Raw genomic sequence first — 18,398 nt, forward strand, 5'->3', positions numbered from 1 at the left:
CCCCGCGCCGTGGTACGGTTGTCGCACAACGGCGCGGGGTGGAGCAGCTCGGTAGCTCGCTGGGCTCATAACCCAGAGGTCGCAGGTTCAAATCCTGTCCCCGCTACTGAAGTCGAAGGCCCGGATCTCATCACGAGATCCGGGCCTTTGTGATGTGCGAACTCATGTGCCGGTGCGGAGCATCGCCGCGCCGCCGTGGGGAGTTGGGCAGTTTGTGTTTGACTTATCTCTCTGTGGGCATGTCGACAAAACGCTGAAGTGACCTCATTGGCTTCGGCATACCAGGTGTACCCGGGTTGCGGGTGGTGCGACGATGGACGTTATGGGGGACATGGCAACTCTGTTCGGGACAGGGCGGTTTGTGCAGCCGACCGGCCAGGAGGAAACCCGCGACGAGGCCACCGAGGCCGCCGAGGAGGCTCGGCAGCGGATCGCGGCGGAGGCCGGTGACGTCGAGGCGATGAGCGTCCTCGGGGCCATGCTGCTGCGCCGCGGCGATCTCGACGGAGCCGAGCCGCATCTGCGCGCCGCCACCGCCGCCGGGGACCGGGCCGCGGCCAACAACCTCGGCGTCCTGCTCCACCAGCGGGGATACGCCGACGAAGCCGCCGGATGGTGGCGCATCGCCGCCGTCGCCGGTTCTGCCGCGGCCGCCCACGCGCTCGGGCGGCACCACCGTGAGCGCGGCGACGAACCGGCCGCCGAGTACTGGCTGCGGCAGTCCGCCGAACAGGGGCACGCGCTGGGCGCCTACGCGCTCGCCGACCTGCTGGAGCACCGCGGGGACGACGAGGCCGAGAAGTGGATGCGGGCCGCCGCCGAGCGGGGGCACCGGGAGGGGGCGTACCGGCTCGCCCGGGCACTGGACCGGCGGGCCGCCGCGGCGGACCCCGGGGAGGACACCGACGCCGACAACGGTGTCGTGGCCGGCTCCGCGGACGAGGCCGAGCAGTGGTACCGGCAGGCCGCCGCGCGCGGACACCGGCGGGCCGCGCTGTACCTCGGCGCGATCCTCGAGCGGCGCGGTGAGCTGAGGGAGGCCGGGCGCTGGTACCTGACCTCGGCGAAGGACGGCGAGGCGCGGGCCGCGTGCGCGCTCGGGTTCCTGCTGCGGGACGCCGGGGACGAGGAGAGCGCGGCCGTGTGGTGGCTGAGGGCCGCGCAGGAGGGCGACGGCAACGCGGCCAACGCGCTGGGCGCGCTGCACGCCGAGCGGGGGGAGACCCAGACCGCGGAGCGGTGGTACCGGGCGGCCATGGACGCCGGGGACGTGAACGGCGCGTACAACCTCGGGCTGCTCTGCGCCGAGCAGGGGCGGGTCGCCCAGGCCGAGCAGTGGTACCGCCGGGCCGCGTACGCCGGGCACCGGGAGGCGGCGAACGCGCTGGCCATCCTGCTGCTCCAGGGCGGGGACGAGACCGGGGCGGAGCCGTGGTTCTCCAAGGCCGCGGAGGCGGGGAGCGTCGACGCGGCGTTCAACCTGGGGATCCTGTACGCGGGGCGGGGCGAGGAGGCCGCCGCCCTGCGGTGGTACGAGCGGGCGGCCGCCGCCGGGCACACCGAGGCGGCGCTCCAGGTCGGGATCGCGCGGCTGCGCGACGGGGACGAGCAGGAGGCGGAACGGCACCTGCGGTGCGCGGCCGGCGCGGGGAGCGCCGAGGCGGCCTACCGGCTGGCCACCGTGCTCGACGCGCGGCAGCCGGCCGGGGCCGGGCCCGAGCTGGGGGAGCCGGTGCACCGGCGGACCGAGTGCGAGGAGTGGTACGAGCGGGCGGCCTCCCAGGGCCACCGGCGGGCCCAGGTGCGGGTCGGGATGCTCGCGGCGGCCCGCGGGGACGTCGTCGAGGCGGCGCGCTGGTACCGGGAGGCGGCGGAGGCCGGGTCGCGGAACGGGGCGTTCAACCTGGGCCTGCTGCTGGCCCGGGAGGGGAGCGAACCGGAGGCCGTGGTCTGGTGGAAGCGGGCCGCCGACGACGGTCACGGACGGGCGGCGCTCCGGCTCGCCCTCGTCTACGCGCGTCGCGGCGAGCTGGTGGAGGGCCAGCGGTGGGCCGATCGCGCGGTGACGCTCGGGCCGGACGAGGTGGCCGAGCGGGCGGCGCGGTTGCGCGACGCGCTGCGGGAGGAACTCTCGGCGTGACGCCCGCTGGGGGCGTCCCGCGGGGCGCCGTCCGAAGGCGATTTGCTTCTGCGGGTGGGTTGACGTACTGTTTCATTCATCGACGCGGGGTGGAGCAGCTCGGTAGCTCGCTGGGCTCATAACCCAGAGGTCGCAGGTTCAAATCCTGTCCCCGCTACTGAAGGCCGAGGGCCGGAATCCGAAAGGGTTCCGGCCCTCGGTGTTTGTGTGTGCGCGTATGCATACGCGTAGGGGTGCCGGCAAACACGTCGGCCCCGGCACGGGGTGTGCCGGGGCTCTCCTGTGCGCGGGCGCGGGCTACGCCGAGGTGCAGTTGGGGCAGATGCCGCGGTAGGTCACTTCTACGTCCGAGACCGTGAAGCCGAAGCGCTCCGAGTCGGGGAGGTCGGCCAGCGGGTTGCCGGTGGGGTGGACGTCCCGGATCGACCCGCACTGGGCGCAGACCAGGTGGTGGTGCGGCCGGTGCGCGTTCGGGTCGTAGCGCTTGGCCCGCTTGTCCGTGGTGACCTCGATGACCTCGCCGAGGGACACCAGCTCGCCGAGGGTGTTGTAGACGGTCGCCCGGGAGATCTCGGGCAGCTTCGCGACGGCTCGCGCGTGGACCTCGTCGGCCGTGAGGTGCACGTGTTCGCCGTCGAGGACCTCGGCCACAACGCGCCGCTGCGCGGTCATCCGCCATCCGCGTCCGCGCAGCCGATCAAGAAGGTCGCTCATGGCACCAGCCTAACAGCAGGGAACCCCAGGTTCCGAACAGGTGTGAAGTTGGAGCCCCACCGGAGTTGGAGCCTCACTTGACTTAGACAATGTCTATTGTAGGATCGACATCGGCGTTAGCCAAGGGACAGGTAAGACAGGAAGGCGCGGACGTGACTCAGGGACCGCTCACCACGGAGGCCGGTGCTCCGGTAGCCGACAACCAGAACAGCGAGACCGCGGGCGTCGGCGGCCCGGTGCTCGTCCAGGACCAGCTGCTGCTCGAGAAGCTGGCCCACTTCAACCGCGAGCGCATCCCGGAGCGTGTCGTGCACGCCCGCGGTGCCGGTGCCTACGGCACCTTCACGGTGACCGCCGACGTCACCCCGTACACGCGCGCCAAGTTCCTCTCCGAGGTCGGCAAGCAGACCGAGGTGTTCCTGCGGTTCTCCACCGTGGCCGGCAACCTCGGTGCCGCGGACGCCGTCCGGGACCCGCGCGGTTTCGCGGTGAAGTTCTACACCGAGGAGGGCAACTACGACCTCGTCGGCAACAACACCCCGGTGTTCTTCATCCGGGACGCGATCAAGTTCCCGGACTTCATCCACACCCAGAAGCGCGACCCGTACACCGGCTCCACCGAGGCCGACAACGTGTGGGACTTCTGGAGCCTCAGCCCGGAGAGCACCCACCAGGTCACCTGGCTGTTCGGGGACCGCGGCATCCCCGCCTCGTACCGCCACATGGACGGCTTCGGCTCGCACACCTTCCAGTGGAACAACGAGGCCGGCGAGGTCTTCTGGGTCAAGTACCACTTCAAGACCGACCAGGGGATCAAGAACCTCACCCAGGAGGAGGCCAACCGCCTCGCCGGTGAGGACCCCGACTCCCACCAGCGCGACCTGCGCGAGGCGATCGAGCGCGGCGAGTTCCCGAGCTGGACCGTGGGCGTGCAGATCATGCCGGCGGCGGACGCGGCGACGTACCGCTTCAACCCGTTCGACCTCACCAAGGTGTGGCCGCACGCGGACTACCCGGTCATCGAGATCGGCAAGCTGGAGCTGAACCGCAACCCGCAGAACATCTTCGCCGAGGTGGAGCAGTCGATCTTCTCGCCCGCGCACTTCGTGCCGGGCATCGGCCCCTCCCCGGACAAGATGCTCCAGGGCCGGCTGTTCGCCTACGGCGACGCGCACCGCTACCGCGTCGGCATCAACGCCGACCACCTGCCGGTGAACCGCCCGCACGCGACCGTCGCGAACACCAACTCCCGTGACGGCCTGCTCTACGACGGCCGGCACGGCGGCGCGAAGAACTACGAGCCGAACAGCTTCGGCGGCCCGCAGCAGACGGGCCGGGCGCTGTGGCAGCCGATCGGCGGGTTCGCCGGCGGCACCGGCAACCACCCGACCCCGCGGCACGCCGAGGACGACGACTTCGTGCAGGCGGGCAACCTCTACCGGCTGATGAGCGCGGACGAGCAGGAGCGGCTCATCGGCAACCTGGCCGGCTTCATCGCCAAGGTCTCGCGCCAGGAGATCGTCGAGCGCGCGATCGGCAACTTCCGCAACGCGGACGCCGACTTCGGCAAGCGGCTGGAGGCCGCGGTCCAGGCCCTGCGCGGCTGAACAGTCCCACCAGCACTGGATCGCTTGCCGTAGGCGGCGGGCCGGGTCCCCTCGGGGGCCCGGCCCGCCGTGCGTTTCACGCCGGCACGGCCGGCGCGGGGGCCGGCCGCGCCGGGATCCAGCAGCGGATGATGTCGCGCACCGAGACGATGCCCGCGGGCTCGTCCCGGTCGAGGACGATCAGATGCCGGAAGCCGCCGTGCGCCATGGTGCGGGCGGCCTCCTCCAGGGTCCAGGCCGGGGCGGCGAAGACCACGTCCGTGGTGGTGTGGGCGTACGCGCACTCCGTGTCAGGGTCCTGTCCAAGGCCCACGGAGTTGAGGATGTCGCGCTCGGTGAGGATGCCGATGCCGCCGGCGTCGGGGTCGTGGACGACGGCCGCGCCGACCCGCCGGGCGGCCATCAGGGCGGCGGCCTGGCGGAGGGTGTGGGTGGGGCCGATGGTGAGGACTACGGTGCTCATGGCGTCGCGGACGAGCATGGGCTGGAGCCACCTCCTGAGGAATCCCCTGGTGAGCCCCCGGCACAGGGATTGTTCCGGGATTCACAAATGCACAAGTGGGGGGACTGTCAGAGTGGCAGGCAAAGGGAGGGTCAACAAGGGGGCGCGTGAAGCGCGGACGCCGCTTCACCTGGCGCCCCCCGGGGCTCGTCAGTAGCGCTGGTTCAGATACCCGAGCAGCTCGTCGTGGAGCAGGCCGTTGGACGCCGCCGCGTTGCCGCCGTGCGGGCCCGGGCGCCCGTCCAGGCCGGTGAACATGCCGCCCGCCTCGGTGACGACGATGGCGTTCGCCGCCATGTCCCACAGCGACAGCTCGGGCTCCGCGCACAGGTCCACCGAACCCTCGGCCACCATCATGTACGGCCAGAAGTCGCCGTACGCGCGCGTGCGCCACACCTCACGGGTCAGGTCCAGGAAGCCGTCCAGCCGGCCCTGCTCCTCCCATCCGGAGAGCGAGGAGTACGCGAACGAGGCGTCCGCGAGCTTCGAGACCCTGGAGACGTGCAGCCTCGTCGCCTTCTGCAGGCTGCGCCCGGTGAACGCGCCGTGCCCCTTCGCCGCCCACCAGCGGCGGCCGAGGGCCGGCGCGGACACCACGCCGACGACGGGCTGGAAACCGCCCTCCCCGGCCTCCATCAGGGCGATCAGGGTCGCCCAGACGGGCACGCCGCGGACGTAGTTCTTGGTGCCGTCGATGGGGTCGATCACCCAGCGGCGGGGACCGGTGCCCTCGACGCCGTACTCCTCGCCGAGGATCGCGTCCCGGGGCCGGGCCCGCTGGAGCTGGCCGCGGATGAGCTCCTCGGCCGCCCGGTCCGCCTCGCTGACCGGGGTCATGTCCGGCTTCGTCTCCACCTTGAGGTCGAGGGCCTTGAAGCGGTCCATGGTGGCGGCGTCGGCGGCGTCCGCGAGGACGTGGGCGAGACGGAGGTCGTCGAGGTAGTCCGGCATGTGACGAACGGTATCCGGCGTGCCCGGCGCGAGGCCACACGGGGCCCGGCGCCGCTCACGGCCCACCACCGGGCGCTTCTGCCGCGCCACGGCGCGCGGCGGTCCGCGTGCGCTCCCCCGGACGCGCGGGGACCCTTGACAGGGGTGGGGGGCGCGTCAAATCTGGGCCCAGAGCCGCCGGCCGGCGAGGGAGGCGACGATGCCCGCAGCCCGGGAGTCCCTGCTCGACTCCGCATACGCGGCACTGGCGCGCCGGCCGTGGCCGGCGGTGCGGATGGTGGACGTGGCCGCGGCCGCCGGTGTGTCCCGGCAGACGCTCTACAACGAGTTCGGCGGCAAGGAAGGGCTCGCCCGGGCGCTGCTGCGGCGGGAGGCGGACGCCTATCTGGCCGGCGTCGAGCGGGCGCTCACCGCGCCGGCCGACCCACCGGGACGGCTCGCCGCCACCGCCGAGTGGATCACCATGGCGGCCGGGGAGAACGCGCTCGTCCGCGGGCTGATCACCGGCTGCTGGAGCGACCGGCTGCCCGCCCTGGGCCGCACCGCCGTGCCGTCCGCCGGAGCCGGGCCCGCACAGCGCCGCGCGGACGGTCCGCTGCCGTCGCCCGCGGATTTCGTGGCCCTGGTCCGCGACCGTGCCGTCGCCGTGCTGGCCGGGCCGGACGGGCCGGACGGCGGCGCGGCGGAAGCAGCCGAACTGGCCCGCAGCTGCGAGCTGGTGGTCCGGCTGGCGCTGTCCTGTGTGTCCGCCCCGCCGGGCGCGGGCGGAGTCGCCGGTCTGGTGCGCGGTGTCCTGCAGCGGCAGCCCGCCCGGGCGGAGTTCAGTGTGCCGAGCCGGACAGCTGGAGCCCGATCACCCCGATGATCACCAGACTGATGGAGACGATCTTCAGGGTGGAGACGATGTCACCGAGGAAGATCATGCCGTAGACGGCGGTCCCGGCGGCCCCGATCCCGGTCCACACCGCGTACGCCGGGCCCACGTCCAGCTTCTTCAGGGAGAGGGTCAGCAGGCCGAAGCTGCCGAGGGCGAACGCGGCGAAGGCGACGGTCGGCCAGAGCCGGGTGAAGCCGTGCGAGAGCTTGAGGCAGACGGCGAAACCGGTTTCCAGGAACCCGGCCACGATGACCAGCAGCCACGCCATGTGCTGTCCTCCCGTACGTCCCCGTGGTCCCCGCGCGCACTGTGACCGCTTCGCCCGGCTTTGACCGGGCTTGCTTCCGGCTCGCTGCGATTATGCCCTTACCGGACGCACCCCCCGCCAAACAACGCGGAGGTCAGTCGCCTTCCCGCGCCTCCCGCGTGGACAGCAGCCGACGCAGGGAGTAGAGCCGGGCGGCGTCGGCGTGGCCCTCGGCCACCCAGGCGTCCAGCGCGCAGTCCGGCTCGTCGTGGCTGCACGCACGCGGACAGCCCGCGGTGCCGGGCTCCAGGTCGGGGAACGCGTGGATGACCCGGGACGGGTCGATGTGGGCCAGGCCGAACGACCGTACCCCCGGGGTGTCGACCACCCAGCCGCCGGCGCCCGCCAGGGGCAGCGCCAGGGCGGAGGTCGTCGTGTGCCGGCCGCGGCCCGTCACCGCGTTGACGTGACCCGTGCTGCGCCGCCGCTCCTGCGGCACCAGCGCGTTCACCAGGGTCGTCTTGCCCACTCCGGAGTGCCCCACGAAGGCGGTGATCTTGCCGTCCAGGTGGGCGCGCACCCGGTCCGCCGCGTCGCCGTTCTCCAGCTCCTCGCGGCTGGTCACGACGTACGGGATGTCCAGGTCGCCGTACAGCTCGAGGAGCTTGTCCGGCGGGGCGAGGTCCGACTTCGTCATGACCAGCAGCGGGGTGAGGCCGCCGTCGTACGCGGCCACGAGGCAGCGGTCGATCAGCCGCGGGCGCGGCTCCGGGTCGGCCAGGGCGGTGACGATGGCGAGCTGGTCGGCGTTGGCGACGACCACCCTCTCGTACGGGTCGTCGTCGTCGGCCGTGCGGCGCAGCACCGAGCTGCGCTGCTCGATCCGGACGATCCGCGCGAGGGTGTCCTTCGTGCCCGAGAGGTCGCCGACCAGGGCCACCCGGTCGCCGACCACGGCCGCCTTGCGGCCCAGCTCACGGGCCTTCATCGCCAGGACCACGCGGTCCTCGACGAGACAGGTCAGGCGGCCCCGGTCGACGGTGAGGACCATGCCCTCGGCGGCGTCCTCGTGCTTGGGCCGGATGTTGGTGCGCGGCCGGTTGCCCTTGCGGTTGGGGCGGCTGCGGATGTCGTCCTCGTCGGTGTGCTTGCCGTAGCGGCGCATGACTTTCCCCGCGTCCCTACGCCCCGAGCATCCCGGTCCACAGGTCGGGGAAGTCGGGCAGGGTCTTCGCCGTCGTGGCCACGTTCTCGATCAGCACTCCCTCGACGGCCAGGCCGAGGATGGCCCCGGCCGTGGCCATGCGGTGGTCCTCGTAGGTGTGGAAGACGCCGCCGTGCAGCGGACGCGGGCGGATGTGCAGGCCGTCGGCGGTCTCGGTGACGTCGCCGCCCAGCTCGTTGATCTCCTTGGTGAGGGCCGCCAGACGGTCCGTCTCGTGCAGCCGCAGGTGCGCCACCCCGCGCAGCGTGGACGGGGAGTCGGCGAGCGCGGCGACCGCCGCGATGCCCGGGGTCAGCTCGCCGACCTCGCCGAGGTCGACATCGATGCCGTGGATCGCACCCGAACCGGTGAACCGCAGGCCGTACTCGGTCAGCTCGCAGGAGCCGCCCATCTCGGTGAAGATCTCCCGCAGCCGGTCACCGGGCTGGGTGGTGCGCGCCGGCCAGTCCGGGACGACCACCGTGCCACCGGTCACCAGCGCCGCCGCCAGGAACGGCTGGGCGTTGGACAGGTCCGGCTCGATCGTCAGGTCTCGGCCCAGCAGCGCGCCCGGCGTGACCCGCCAGACGTTCGGTTCGCCGCCCGACTCGGGCGTGTCCACCTGCGCGCCGACCGCGCGCAGCATGTCGACGGTCATCTGGATGTGCGGCAGCGACGGCAGCGTGGCCCCCACGTGCCGTACCTCGACGCCCTGGTTGAACCGCGGCCCCGACAGCAGCAGCGCGGAGACGAACTGCGAGGACGAGGAGGCGTCGATCTCGACCCGGCCCCCGTCCAGGGCGCCCCCGCCGTGCACGGTCAGCGGCAGCGCGCCCCGGCCGTCGTCGTCGATCCGGGCGCCCAGCACCCGCAGCGCGTCGATGACGCCGTTCAGGGGCCGCTCGTACGACCTGGGGTCGCCGTCGAAGCGGACGGGGCCGTCGGCGAGCGCGGCGACCGGCGGCAGGAACCGCATCACCGTGCCGGCGTTGCCGACGTCGACCGTGGCCGGGCCGCGCAGGCCGTTGGGGAGCACCCGCCAGGCCTCGCCCGTGACGTCACCGGCGCCCGCGCCGGCCGAGCTGGACGACACCGTCTCCTCGATCCCCACACCCATCGCGCGCAGGGCACCGGCCATCAGCAGGGTGTCACGGGAGCGCAGCGGGCGGCGCAGCCAGCCGGGTTCGCTCGCCAGGGCGGCGAGCACCAGGGCGCGGTTGGTGACCGACTTGGACCCCGGCACGTGGACCGTCGCGTCGACGGCTCCGCTCGCGTGCGGGGCGGGCCAGAGGGCAGGGTTCGGGGCCATGGGCCCACTTTATAAGGAGGGCGCCGGACCGGCTGTTCGCCGGGTGCGGCGCGGCCGGGACCCTCGCGCTCCGGCCGCGTGGGCGCTCACAGCCCCAGCAGCCAGCGGCCCCCGCCGATCAGCGAGCACAGCGACACCGCGTGGAACAGGAACAGCCACACCCCGGCCGGCGCGTGCGTCAGCCGGGACAGCTGGTCGGCGTCGGAGTCACCCGCTCCGCCCCGGGCGCGCTTCGACTGCAGCTCGAACGCCGGGCGCACGCCCCCCAGCAGCAGGAACCACACCACCGCGTACGCGAACGCCGCCTGCACCTCGGGGCCGGTCAGCCAGGACACCAGCACGAACAGGCCGCCCGTCAGCACCACGGTCAGCGCGCCGTACGCGTTGCGGATCATCACCAGCATCGCCAGCAGCAGCGCGGTCGCCAGCCACAGCAGCAGCGTGATGCGCCCGGCGCCGAGCAGCGCCGCCCCGCCGAGGCCCAGCAGCGGGGGCGCGGTGTACCCCGCGGCGGCGGTCAGGATCATGCCGAGGCCGTACGGCTTGCCGCGGCTGACGGTGAGGCCGCTGGTGTCGGAGTGCAGGCGTATGCCGGTGAGGGTGCGGCCGGTGAGCAGGGCGACCAGGCCGTGGCCGCCCTCGTGGGCGATGGTGATCGCGTTGCGGGACAGCCGCCACGGGCCGCGCGGGACGGTCACGGCGAGCGCGGCGACCAGGGTGGCGATCACCACCCACAGACCGGGCTCGGGCTGGGTGCCGGCGAGTTCGTCCCAGAGGGAGGTCGCTGTGGTGCTGTCCATGATGGCCGGTGTGCTCCCTGTGGTCGGGCGGAGTCTGGCAGTGTGGCACGTATGTGCGGACGGTATGCAGCGAGTCGTGGGCCCGAGGATCTCGCCGGGATCTTCGAGGTCGAGAAGTGGGAGCCCGAGGAGACACTGGCGCCCGACTACAACGTGGCGCCGACCAAGCAGGTCCACGCCGTTCTCGACCGCCCCCTGAAAGACGCGGACGACCCCCGTCCGGTTCGGCAGCTGCGCACGCTCACCTGGGGCCTCGTGCCGTCCTGGGCCAAGACCCCCGAGGGCGGCGCCCGGATGATCAACGCCCGCGCGGAGACCGTGCACGAGAAGCCCGCCTTCCGCCGCGCCTTCACCGCCCGGCGCTGCATCATCCCCGCCGACGGCTACTACGAGTGGGTCACCGGCAGGCAGGAGCGGGAACTGGAGGTCGAGGGGAAGCGGAAGCGGCCCCGCAAGCAGCCGTACTTCGTGCTGCCGGCCGACGGCTCCGTCTTCGCCATGGCCGGGATCTACGAGTTCTGGCGGGACCGCACCCTCCCCGACGACCATCCGCGGGCCTGGTGGGTCACCTGCTCGGTGATCACCACCGAGGCGGAGACGGACCCGCTCGCCGTCGCTCCCGCCGACGGCCCGCACGCGCTCGCCGAGATCCACCCCCGGATGCCGCTGATGCTGACCCCGGACCGCTGGGACGCCTGGCTGGACCCGTCCCGCACCGACCCGGACGACCTGCGCGAGCTGCTGGCACCGCCCCCGCCCGGCCTGATGCGCGCCTATCCGGTGAGCACGGCCGTCAGCAACGTCCGCAACAACGGGCCGGAGCTGCTGAAGGAGCTGGAGGGCCCCGAGGAGGGCACACTCTTCTGATGTGACGACCGAGATCATCAGCACGGACGCCGGAGACGCGCGCCTCACCTGGCACCGGGCGCGGAAGGCCCGGCTCGTCCTCGCCGTGAGCCATGGCGCGGGCGGCGGCATCGAGGCCCGCGACCTCCAGGCGCTGGCCGCCGCGCTGCCCGGGCACGGGATCACCGTCGCCCTGGTGGAACAGCCCTGGCGGGTGGCGGGGAAGCGGATGGCGCCCGCGCCGAAGACCCTGGACACCGGGTGGCGGGGCGTCTGGCCCGCCCTCGCCGGACAGGGCCTGCCGGTGGTCGCCGGCGGCCGCAGCGCGGGTGCGCGGGTGGCCTGCCGCACGGCGGCCGAGCTGGGCGCGGCCGGGGTGCTCGCGCTCGCCTTCCCGCTGCACCCGCCGGGCAAGCCGGAGAAGTCCCGCGCCGAGGAGCTGCTGGGCGCCGGGGTGTCCACGCTCGTGGTGCAGGGCGGCAACGACCCGTGGGGGAGGCCCGCGGAGTTCCCCGACGGCGACTTCGAGCTGGTGGAGGTGGCGTACGCGGACCACGGCCTCGCCGTGCCGAAACGGGCGCCGCTGGATCAGGCGGAGGCGCTGGCGGTGGTCACGGACGCGGTCGTGAAGTGGGCCGGCGCGCTCGGACAGGGCGCCCGGGGCGAGCACCCCGGCGGGACACCTGGGTGAGCACTCGGACGTGGGCAGGGGCGGGCGCCCGGGGTGAGCACTCGGCGGAGAACCGCGGCGGGACACCTGGGTGAGCACTCGGGCGGAGGACCCCGGTGCGGCACCCGGGGAGCAAGGCGGGTGGGGGCGGACGCCCGGGTGAGCAGTCGGGCGGAGGACCCCGGTGCGGCACCCGGGTGAGCGTCCGTGACGGAGGACCCCGGTGGGGCACCCGGCGGGGACCGGCACCGGGGCGGGAAGCCGGGCAAGGCCTCGGCGGGTGTCCGGGAATGCCCCGCCCGCGGCCGCTGTTGAGCCGGACAGAAGTGCTGACCACCAGCACCGACGCCGTAGGAGAGGAAGTCCGCCGCATGGGTTCGACCTTCTGCCCGAGCCGCAGCAGCCGTGCCGACCTGGACTGGACGGTGCTGCACGCGGCCAAGACCGCCCCGATCCGGGCGGCGGGCGGACCGGATCGACAGGCGTCCCCGACCGTGGGTCGTCTATCCTCCGATTCGAGGGGGACCGGTTTCGGTCTCGTCCGGAACAGCGAGGAGGTGGGTCCGGTCAGCGGTACCGACGCAGGGACCGACAACGGCCAGGCGGAGCTGCCCGAGGGCCAGGGCATCAGCGCGGACACGAACGCGGAGACCACCGCCGAGCGCAGCGCGCGCTTCGAGCGGGACGCGCTCGAGTTCCTCGACCAGATGTACTCGGCCGCACTGCGCATGACGCGCAACCCGGCCGACGCCGAGGACCTGGTGCAGGAGACGTACGCCAAGGCGTACGCGTCCTTCCACCAGTTCCGCGAGGGCACCAACCTGAAGGCGTGGCTGTACCGGATCCTCACCAACACCTTCATCAACTCCTACCGCAAGAAGCAGCGGGAACCGCAGCGCAGCGCGGCCGAGGAGATCGAGGACTGGCAGCTCGCCCGTGCCGAGTCGCACATGTCGACGGGTCTGCGCTCCGCGGAGTCGCAGGCGCTCGACCACCTGCCCGACTCGGACGTGAAGGCAGCGCTCCAGGCGATCCCCGAGGAGTTCCGCATCGCCGTGTACCTGGCCGACGTAGAGGGCTTTGCGTACAAGGAGATCGCGGACATCATGGGGACACCCATCGGAACGGTGATGTCCCGGCTGCACCGGGGCCGCCGTCAACTGCGCGGCATGCTCGAGGACTACGCCCGCGAGCGCGGGCTGGTCCCGGCCGGCGCCGGAGAGTCGTCGAACGAAGCGAAAGGCTCGGGCTCATGAGCTGCGGAGAGCCGCACGAGACGGACTGCAGTGAGGTCCTGGACCACCTGTACGAGTTCCTCGACAGCGAGATGCCGCCCCTCGACCGGGACAAGTTCCAGCACCACTTCGAGGAGTGCTCTCCCTGCCTGGAGAAGTACGGGCTGGAGCAGGCGGTGAAGAAGCTGGTCAAGCGGTGCTGCGGGCACGACGAGGTGCCGACCGACCTGCGCGCCAAGGTCATGGGGCGGATCGAGCTGATCCGTTCCGGCCAGACCGTGCCGGAGCACGACGTCACGGCGACGCCCCAGGAGTCCTGAGGCACCCGCGCCCCTCCCGGGGCACGGGGGCCCGCAGGCGGCACCCGGACGCCGGTCCCCAGGGCACCCGGCGTGTCCCGCCCGTCACCCGAATGTGCTAATCGGCCGACCATCGGTCCGCTCCCTCCCCCCGGCCGTCCTAGGCTCCGAGCCAGGACGGCACGGACGGGGGCTGGGGAGGGCGTCGGCATGGAGGCGGTTCCGGCTCGGGCGAGGGCGTACGTCGCCGGAGTGGCCCTCGGCGCGCTGAGCTGTCTGGCGCCGCTGTCCACGGGCCGCGTCCCGTGGTGGGCGATCGCGCTGCTCGCGGCGCTGCACACCTGCGGTGAGCGGATCACCGGCCGCCGGGCGCCGGGCGCCTGTCACCCCGTCCTGCTGGCCGGTGCCTTCCTGCTGTCGCCGCCCGCCGCCGCCCTGGTCGCGGTGCCCGGGGCGCTGCTGTCCCGGGTCGAGCAGCGGCCCGCGGCCCTGCGCCGCGTCTGGCGGGCAGCCGAACTGGTGCTCGCCGTCTGGGCCGCGGCACGGGTGTTCCGGGCACTGGGCGGACCGCAGGCGGTGGGGGCCGCCGACTTCCCGTACGCGCTGCTGCCCGCCGCGGCCGCGGTGCCCGTCTTCTGCGCGGTGCTCGCCCTCCTCGACGGCAGCGTCCTGGTGCTCGCCGAGCACGTGCCGCCGCGCCGGGCCTGGCGTGGGCTGTTCGCGCGCTCACTCGCCCCGCTGGCCGTGCACGCACTGGCCGGGCTGATGATGGCCGTGCTGTGGCGCAGCCCCTACGGGCCGGCCGCCGCGCTGCTGGTGCTCCTGCCGATGTGCGTCTCCTGGTGGGCCTTCGCCCAGTACCACCGCGAACAGGCCGCCCACCAGGCCACCATCCGGGCCCTCGTGCAGGCCGTCGACATCAAGGACGGCTACACCCGCGGCCACGGCGAGCGGGTCGGGCAGGCCTCGATGATGATCGCCCGCGAGCTGGGCATGGACGACGAGCGCGTCGAGGTCCTGCGGTTCGCGGGCATCCTGCACGACGTGGGCAAGCTAGGCGTCCCCACCCGGCTGCTGCGCAAGGAGGGGCCGCTGACCCCCGAGGAGCGGCGGATCATCGAACTGCACCCGGAGTACGGGCACGAGATGGTGCGGGGCATCTCCTTCCTCGGCGAGGCCCGGGCCGCCGTGCTCCACCACCACGAGCGGATGGACGGCAGCGGCTATCCCTACGGGCTCGTCGGTGGCCAGATCCCCGAGTCCGCGCGGGTCGTGGCCGTCGCCGACGCCTTCGACGCCATGACCTCCACCCGGTCCTACCGGCGGGCCCGCCCGGTCCCGGCGGCGCTCGCGGAACTGGAGCGGTGCGCCGGGTCGCAGTTCGACCCGCGGATGGTCGAAGCGCTGGTCCAGGCCCTGGGGAAGTACGGCTGGCGTCCCGCGGTGACCGCCGACGAGGTCCCGGCACCCCGGCCGCCCACCGCGCCCGTGCCCGGCCGGGAAGGGGCCCACCGGTGACGCCCGACGCGCCGGAAGGCAGACCGGTGACACCCACCACCCCGGGAGACGGGCCGCGGCTGACGCCTGCCGCGCCGGGGGACGGGCCGCGGCTGACGCCTGCCACGGCGGGAGACGGGTCGCGGCTGATGCCTGCCACGGCGGGGGACGGGTCGCGGCTGACGCCCGCCGCGCCGGGGGACGGGCCGCGGCTGACGCCCGCCGCGCCGCGCGTCCTGATCCACGTCTGCGCCGCCCTGCTCGCCGCCGTCTCGCTCGCCGTCACCCTGCACAGCGGACTCGCCCAGCGCGGCGTCGCACTGGCCTTCGGCGCCTTGGTCGTACTCGGAGAACTGACCAGGTGGACCGGGCCCGACCGGGTCCGCGAGGCGGCCCCGCTGGGCGCCGCCGGCGCGCTGTCGTACGCGCTGCTCGGCGAGCACGCCGGGCGGCCCACCTGCCACGGCACCGCCCAGGTCGTCACGGTCGTCCTCACCGCCTCGCTGCTCGGCTCCGTACCGCACCTCGCCCGCGGCCGGGGGCCGACCCACGACGACCTCGCCCGCCGCGTGCTCACCGCGGGATTCGCCGCCGCCTGCTTCCAACCGCTGTACAACCGGGGCGTGTTCGACGGCTGGATCGGGCCCGCCTACGCGCTGCTGCTGCTCGCGCTGCTCAGCCTCACCGCGCTGTGCGACGCCCTGCTCGCCGCCGCGCTGGACCACGGGCGCACCGGGTGGCCCTTCGGCCCGCTGCTCCGCGACGAGCTGCGGGCGCTGCCCGGCGTCGGCTCCGCGGTGTGCGCCACCGGGGCCGTGATCGCGCTCGCCGTCGCGGTCGCCGGGCTGTGGGCGCTGCCGGTGTTCTGTGTGCCGCTGCTGCTCACCCAGGTCTCGCTGCGCCGGTACGCCGCCGCGCGGGCCACCTACCGGCAGACCATCGCCTCCCTCGCCCGCGCCACCGAGATCGCCGGCTGCACCCCGGCCGGGCACGCCCGCCGGGTCGCCGCCCTCAGCCGTGCCGTCGGCCGGGACCTGGGCCTGTCCACGCGTGAGCTGGCCGTACTGGAGTACGCGGCGCTGATGCACGACATCGGGCAGCTCAGCCTGGTCGACCCGGTGCCGGCCGGGGCCACCGCCGGGCTGCCCGCCGCCGAGCAGCGCCGCATCGCGCTGCTCGGCGGGGCCGTCGTGCGGCAGACCGGGGGCAGCCCGCAGGTCGCCGAGATCGTCGAGCGGCAGGCCGACCCGTGCGCGGAGCAGCCGCTCGCCGCGCGGATCGTGCGCGTGGTCAACGCGTACGAGGAGAAGGCCCGGGCCGCGGGGCCCGGCGGACCCCTCACGGCCCTGGAGGAACTGCGCCTCGCGACGGCGGGTGAGTACGCGCCGGAGGTGGTGGAAGCGCTCGCCCGGGTACTGTCCAGGGACGGTCTGACCCTGCCCGTCAGTGGGTAACCCATGGGTAATGAGCGCCCCTCAAGGCGTACGTGGTTGGATGCGAAGGAGAGGGAGTCCGAGAGGCTGTCCGGGGGCACAGCCGGCCCACTCCACGAACGGCAGGCGGGAATCGTGAGGATCTTCGGCAAGGGACGGCACCGGCCCTCCGCCTCCTGGCGGCAGGCCACCGACCGCGCGTTCACACTGATCGGCGACGGCCGGTACGAGGACGCGGGGGCGTTGCTGACACGGGCCGCCGACCTGGAACCGTGGCTGTCGGAGTCCTGGTTCAACCTCGCCCTGCTGCACAAGTTCCGGCACGACTGGGAACAGGCCCGCGCCGCGGGGCTCAGGGCCGTCGCGCTGCTGGACCGGGAGACCGGGGCGCCGGACTGGTGGAACGTCGGCATCGCCGCCACCGCGCTCCAGGACTGGCCGCTGGCCCGGCGGGCCTGGGAGGCGTACGGGCTGCACGTGCCGGGGGGCGGCTCCCGGCCGAAGGCCGGTGGCGCCACGGCCGCCGGCGAGCCCGTGGGCATGGACCTGGGCAGCGCGGCGGTACGGCTGTCGCCGGAGGGCGAGGCCGAGGTGGTGTGGGGGCGGCGGCTCGACCCGGCGCGGATAGAAGTGCTGTCCATCCCGCTGCCCTCGTCCGGGCGGCGCTGGGGCGAGGTCGTCCTGCACGACGGGGTGCCGCACGGGGAGCGGACCACGGCCGCGGGCCACTCCTATCCGGTCTTCGACGAGATCGAGCTGTGGGCGCCCTCGCCGGTCCCGACCTGGGTGGTGCTGCTGGAGGCGGCCACCGAGGCGGACCGTGACGCGCTGGAGCAACTGGCCGCGGAGGCCGGGTTCGCCGCGGAGGACTGGTCGTCGTCGGTGCGGCTGCTGTGCCGGATGTGCTCGGAGTCACGGATGCCGGCGGACGAGGGGGACGGGGAACACCTGGATCCCCACGACCACAGCGAGCCGGGGCATCCCGGGCCGCTCGGGCACCGCACCGACGGGCAGCTGTGGGTGCCGGAGCGCGAGTGCGGCGTCGCCGCCCCCGCCTCCCTGGTACGGGGACTGCTGGACGGATGGGTCGCGGACAGCCCGGATTCCCGGGACTGGCGGGATCTCGAAGAAGTGTGCTGACGCCGCTGCCGGGTACGGCCGCCCCGGAGCCCGCTCGCCCCGTTCCGGGCACCCCCGAGGAGCGCGTTGCCCGTACCCTGTAGTCGCATCGAACCCCTTGTTTTATCCAGGAAGGCATACGTCGGTCATGGCGCAGCAGGACACCGATCAGCAGCACGTGGGCGTGCTCCCCGTGGACGACGAGGGCTTCGTCATCGACACGGAGGACTGCGAGGAGCGCGAACAGGCGTACCGCGAGCGCGGCACCTCCCGGCCGATCACCGTCGTCGGTAACCCGGTGCTGCACAAGGAGTGCCAGGACGTCACCGAGTTCGACGACGAGCTGCGCAAGCTGGTCGACGACATGTTCGCCTCGCAGCGCACCGCCGAGGGCGTGGGCCTGGCCGCCAACCAGATCGGCGTGGACCGCAAGGTCTTCGTCTACGACTGCCCGGACGACGAGGGCGTGCGGCACGTCGGTGTGGTCTGCAACCCGAAGCTGGTCGAGCTGCCCGCGGAGCGGCGCCGCCTGGACGACAGCAACGAGGGCTGTCTGTCGGTGCCGACCGCGTACATGCCGCTGGCCCGGCCCGACTACGCCGAGGTGACCGGCCAGGACGAGCACGGCAACCCGATCAAGGTGCGCGGCACCGGGTACTTCGCCCGGTGTTTGCAGCACGAGACCGACCACCTGTACGGCTACCTGTACATCGACCGGCTGTCCAAGCGGGACCGCAAGGACGCGCTGCGGCAGATGGCCGAGAACGAGCCCCGCTACCCCGTCGTCCCCAACGACTGAGGCCCACCCGCCCTTTGAGCGCGTTTCGCACGGCGTCCGGTCAGGTTTCGTTTTCTGACCGGGCGCCGTTCGTCTGTGCGTCGCACGTTCGCTCGTGGCCGCTCGCGGAGAGATCCAGAATCAGTCACGTATGCGGGGTGTCTCGGCAG

General features: G+C 73.4%; 18 protein-coding genes and 2 tRNA genes. 13 read left to right on the forward strand and 7 right to left on the reverse strand.

The window, feature by feature from the left end; genetic code table 11:
• Positions 1-32 precede the first annotated feature (32 nt).
• The 3 genes from SGLAU_RS22085 to SGLAU_RS22095 all read left to right on the forward strand — a co-directional run bounded on the left by SGLAU_RS22085 (position 33) and on the right by SGLAU_RS22095 (position 2,297).
• Positions 33-106 (forward strand) — tRNA-Met (locus tag SGLAU_RS22085).
• Between the two features lie 207 nt (positions 107-313).
• Positions 314-2,140 (forward strand): tetratricopeptide repeat protein, encoded by a 1,827-nt coding sequence (locus tag SGLAU_RS22090; RefSeq protein WP_208868932.1) that lies wholly within the window; start codon positions 314-316, stop codon positions 2,138-2,140.
• Between the two features lie 83 nt (positions 2,141-2,223).
• A tRNA-Met gene (locus SGLAU_RS22095) sits at positions 2,224-2,297 on the forward strand.
• 140 nt (positions 2,298-2,437) lie between these two features.
• Here SGLAU_RS22095 and SGLAU_RS22100 read toward each other — a convergent pair.
• Positions 2,438-2,854: a Fur family transcriptional regulator gene (locus SGLAU_RS22100; RefSeq protein ID WP_043503979.1), complete on the reverse strand. Its 417-nt coding sequence runs from the start codon at positions 2,852-2,854 to the stop codon at positions 2,438-2,440.
• Between the two features lie 152 nt (positions 2,855-3,006).
• Between SGLAU_RS22100 and SGLAU_RS22105 the strand changes: the two genes are divergently transcribed.
• A complete protein-coding gene (locus SGLAU_RS22105; RefSeq protein ID WP_043503981.1) occupies positions 3,007-4,461 on the forward strand; it encodes a catalase in 1,455 nt (484 codons plus the stop codon).
• 76 nt (positions 4,462-4,537) lie between these two features.
• On the opposite strand, the gene SGLAU_RS22110 is transcribed toward SGLAU_RS22105, so the two are convergent.
• Together SGLAU_RS22110 and hisN are read right to left on the reverse strand one after the other, a co-directional pair.
• Positions 4,538-4,942 (reverse strand): cyclic nucleotide-binding/CBS domain-containing protein, encoded by a 405-nt coding sequence (locus SGLAU_RS22110; protein WP_043503982.1) that lies wholly within the window; start codon positions 4,940-4,942, stop codon positions 4,538-4,540.
• Positions 4,943-5,113: 171 nt separating this feature from the next.
• Positions 5,114-5,914: a histidinol-phosphatase gene (gene hisN, locus SGLAU_RS22115; protein WP_043503984.1), complete on the reverse strand. Its 801-nt coding sequence runs from the start codon at positions 5,912-5,914 to the stop codon at positions 5,114-5,116.
• Between the two features lie 199 nt (positions 5,915-6,113).
• Here hisN and SGLAU_RS22120 point away from each other — a divergent pair, with 199 nt between their 5' ends.
• Positions 6,114-6,779 (forward strand): TetR/AcrR family transcriptional regulator, encoded by a 666-nt coding sequence (locus SGLAU_RS22120; RefSeq protein WP_052413852.1) that lies wholly within the window; start codon positions 6,114-6,116, stop codon positions 6,777-6,779.
• Here the strand turns inward: SGLAU_RS22120 and SGLAU_RS22125 are convergent.
• From SGLAU_RS22125 to SGLAU_RS22140, 4 genes are all read right to left on the reverse strand, one after another.
• Positions 6,736-7,059: a DMT family transporter gene (locus SGLAU_RS22125; protein ID WP_043503985.1), complete on the reverse strand. Its 324-nt coding sequence runs from the start codon at positions 7,057-7,059 to the stop codon at positions 6,736-6,738. The two genes, SGLAU_RS22120 and SGLAU_RS22125, sit on opposite strands and share 44 nt — an antisense overlap.
• Positions 7,060-7,192: 133 nt before the next feature.
• Positions 7,193-8,203, reverse strand: a complete 1,011-nt coding sequence (gene rsgA / locus SGLAU_RS22130; protein ID WP_043503988.1) for a ribosome small subunit-dependent GTPase A — start codon at positions 8,201-8,203, stop codon at positions 7,193-7,195.
• A 16-nt stretch (positions 8,204-8,219) separates the two neighbouring features.
• Entirely contained in the window at positions 8,220-9,551 is a 1,332-nt protein-coding gene (gene aroA / locus SGLAU_RS22135; RefSeq protein WP_043503989.1) for a 3-phosphoshikimate 1-carboxyvinyltransferase, read from the reverse strand.
• An 86-nt stretch (positions 9,552-9,637) separates the two neighbouring features.
• Entirely contained in the window at positions 9,638-10,351 is a 714-nt protein-coding gene (locus SGLAU_RS22140; RefSeq protein WP_043503991.1) for a M50 family metallopeptidase, read from the reverse strand.
• A 51-nt stretch (positions 10,352-10,402) separates the two neighbouring features.
• On the opposite strand from SGLAU_RS22140, the gene SGLAU_RS22145 reads away from it, so the two are divergent.
• From SGLAU_RS22145 to def, 8 genes are all read left to right on the forward strand, one after another.
• On the forward strand, positions 10,403-11,218 hold the full coding sequence (locus tag SGLAU_RS22145; RefSeq protein WP_043503993.1) for an SOS response-associated peptidase: 816 nt from the start codon (positions 10,403-10,405) through the stop codon (positions 11,216-11,218).
• Between the two features lies 1 nt (position 11,219).
• Entirely contained in the window at positions 11,220-11,888 is a 669-nt protein-coding gene (locus SGLAU_RS22150) for an alpha/beta family hydrolase (protein ID WP_052413853.1), read from the forward strand.
• Between the two features lie 536 nt (positions 11,889-12,424).
• Complete coding sequence (locus SGLAU_RS22155) at positions 12,425-13,123, forward strand: sigma-70 family RNA polymerase sigma factor (RefSeq protein ID WP_043506901.1); 699 nt, start codon at positions 12,425-12,427, stop codon at positions 13,121-13,123.
• Positions 13,120-13,422 (forward strand): mycothiol system anti-sigma-R factor, encoded by a 303-nt coding sequence (rsrA, locus tag SGLAU_RS22160; RefSeq protein ID WP_043503995.1) that lies wholly within the window; start codon positions 13,120-13,122, stop codon positions 13,420-13,422. The genes SGLAU_RS22155 and rsrA overlap by 4 nt, the downstream gene beginning before the upstream one ends.
• 189 nt (positions 13,423-13,611) lie before the next feature.
• Complete coding sequence (locus SGLAU_RS22165) at positions 13,612-14,919, forward strand: HD-GYP domain-containing protein (protein WP_043503996.1); 1,308 nt, start codon at positions 13,612-13,614, stop codon at positions 14,917-14,919.
• Between the two features lie 128 nt (positions 14,920-15,047).
• Positions 15,048-16,352: an HD-GYP domain-containing protein gene (locus SGLAU_RS22170; RefSeq protein ID WP_244315248.1), complete on the forward strand. Its 1,305-nt coding sequence runs from the start codon at positions 15,048-15,050 to the stop codon at positions 16,350-16,352.
• 114 nt (positions 16,353-16,466) lie between these two features.
• Positions 16,467-17,471 (forward strand): tetratricopeptide repeat protein, encoded by a 1,005-nt coding sequence (locus tag SGLAU_RS22175; protein WP_043503998.1) that lies wholly within the window; start codon positions 16,467-16,469, stop codon positions 17,469-17,471.
• A gap of 127 nt (positions 17,472-17,598) precedes the next feature.
• Positions 17,599-18,249, forward strand: a complete 651-nt coding sequence (def, locus tag SGLAU_RS22180) for a peptide deformylase (protein ID WP_043504000.1) — start codon at positions 17,599-17,601, stop codon at positions 18,247-18,249.
• Positions 18,250-18,398: the final 149 nt, after the last annotated feature.

It is taken from the genome of Streptomyces glaucescens (assembly GCF_000761215.1).
GTDB lineage: Bacteria > Actinomycetota > Actinomycetes > Streptomycetales > Streptomycetaceae > Streptomyces > Streptomyces glaucescens_B.

Excerpts from the sequence above, each read along its gene's own strand:
- SGLAU_RS22090 (WP_208868932.1), top strand. The coding sequence starts at position 314 with ATGGACGTTATGGGGGACATGGCAACTCTGTTCGGGACAGGGCGGTTT.
- SGLAU_RS22100 (WP_043503979.1), bottom strand. The coding sequence starts at position 2,854 with ATGAGCGACCTTCTTGATCGGCTGCGCGGACGCGGATGGCGGATGACC.
- SGLAU_RS22110 (WP_043503982.1), bottom strand. The coding sequence starts at position 4,942 with ATGCTCGTCCGCGACGCCATGAGCACCGTAGTCCTCACCATCGGCCCC.
- hisN (WP_043503984.1), bottom strand. The coding sequence starts at position 5,914 with ATGCCGGACTACCTCGACGACCTCCGTCTCGCCCACGTCCTCGCGGAC.
- SGLAU_RS22120 (WP_052413852.1), top strand. The coding sequence starts at position 6,114 with ATGCCCGCAGCCCGGGAGTCCCTGCTCGACTCCGCATACGCGGCACTG.
- SGLAU_RS22125 (WP_043503985.1), bottom strand. The coding sequence starts at position 7,059 with ATGGCGTGGCTGCTGGTCATCGTGGCCGGGTTCCTGGAAACCGGTTTC.
- rsgA (WP_043503988.1), bottom strand. The coding sequence starts at position 8,203 with ATGCGCCGCTACGGCAAGCACACCGACGAGGACGACATCCGCAGCCGC.
- aroA (WP_043503989.1), bottom strand. The coding sequence starts at position 9,551 with ATGGCCCCGAACCCTGCCCTCTGGCCCGCCCCGCACGCGAGCGGAGCC.
- SGLAU_RS22140 (WP_043503991.1), bottom strand. The coding sequence starts at position 10,351 with ATGGACAGCACCACAGCGACCTCCCTCTGGGACGAACTCGCCGGCACC.
- SGLAU_RS22145 (WP_043503993.1), top strand. The coding sequence starts at position 10,403 with ATGTGCGGACGGTATGCAGCGAGTCGTGGGCCCGAGGATCTCGCCGGG.
- rsrA (WP_043503995.1), top strand. The coding sequence starts at position 13,120 with ATGAGCTGCGGAGAGCCGCACGAGACGGACTGCAGTGAGGTCCTGGAC.
- SGLAU_RS22165 (WP_043503996.1), top strand. The coding sequence starts at position 13,612 with ATGGAGGCGGTTCCGGCTCGGGCGAGGGCGTACGTCGCCGGAGTGGCC.
- SGLAU_RS22170 (WP_244315248.1), top strand. The coding sequence starts at position 15,048 with ATGCCTGCCACGGCGGGGGACGGGTCGCGGCTGACGCCCGCCGCGCCG.
- def (WP_043504000.1), top strand. The coding sequence starts at position 17,599 with ATGGCGCAGCAGGACACCGATCAGCAGCACGTGGGCGTGCTCCCCGTG.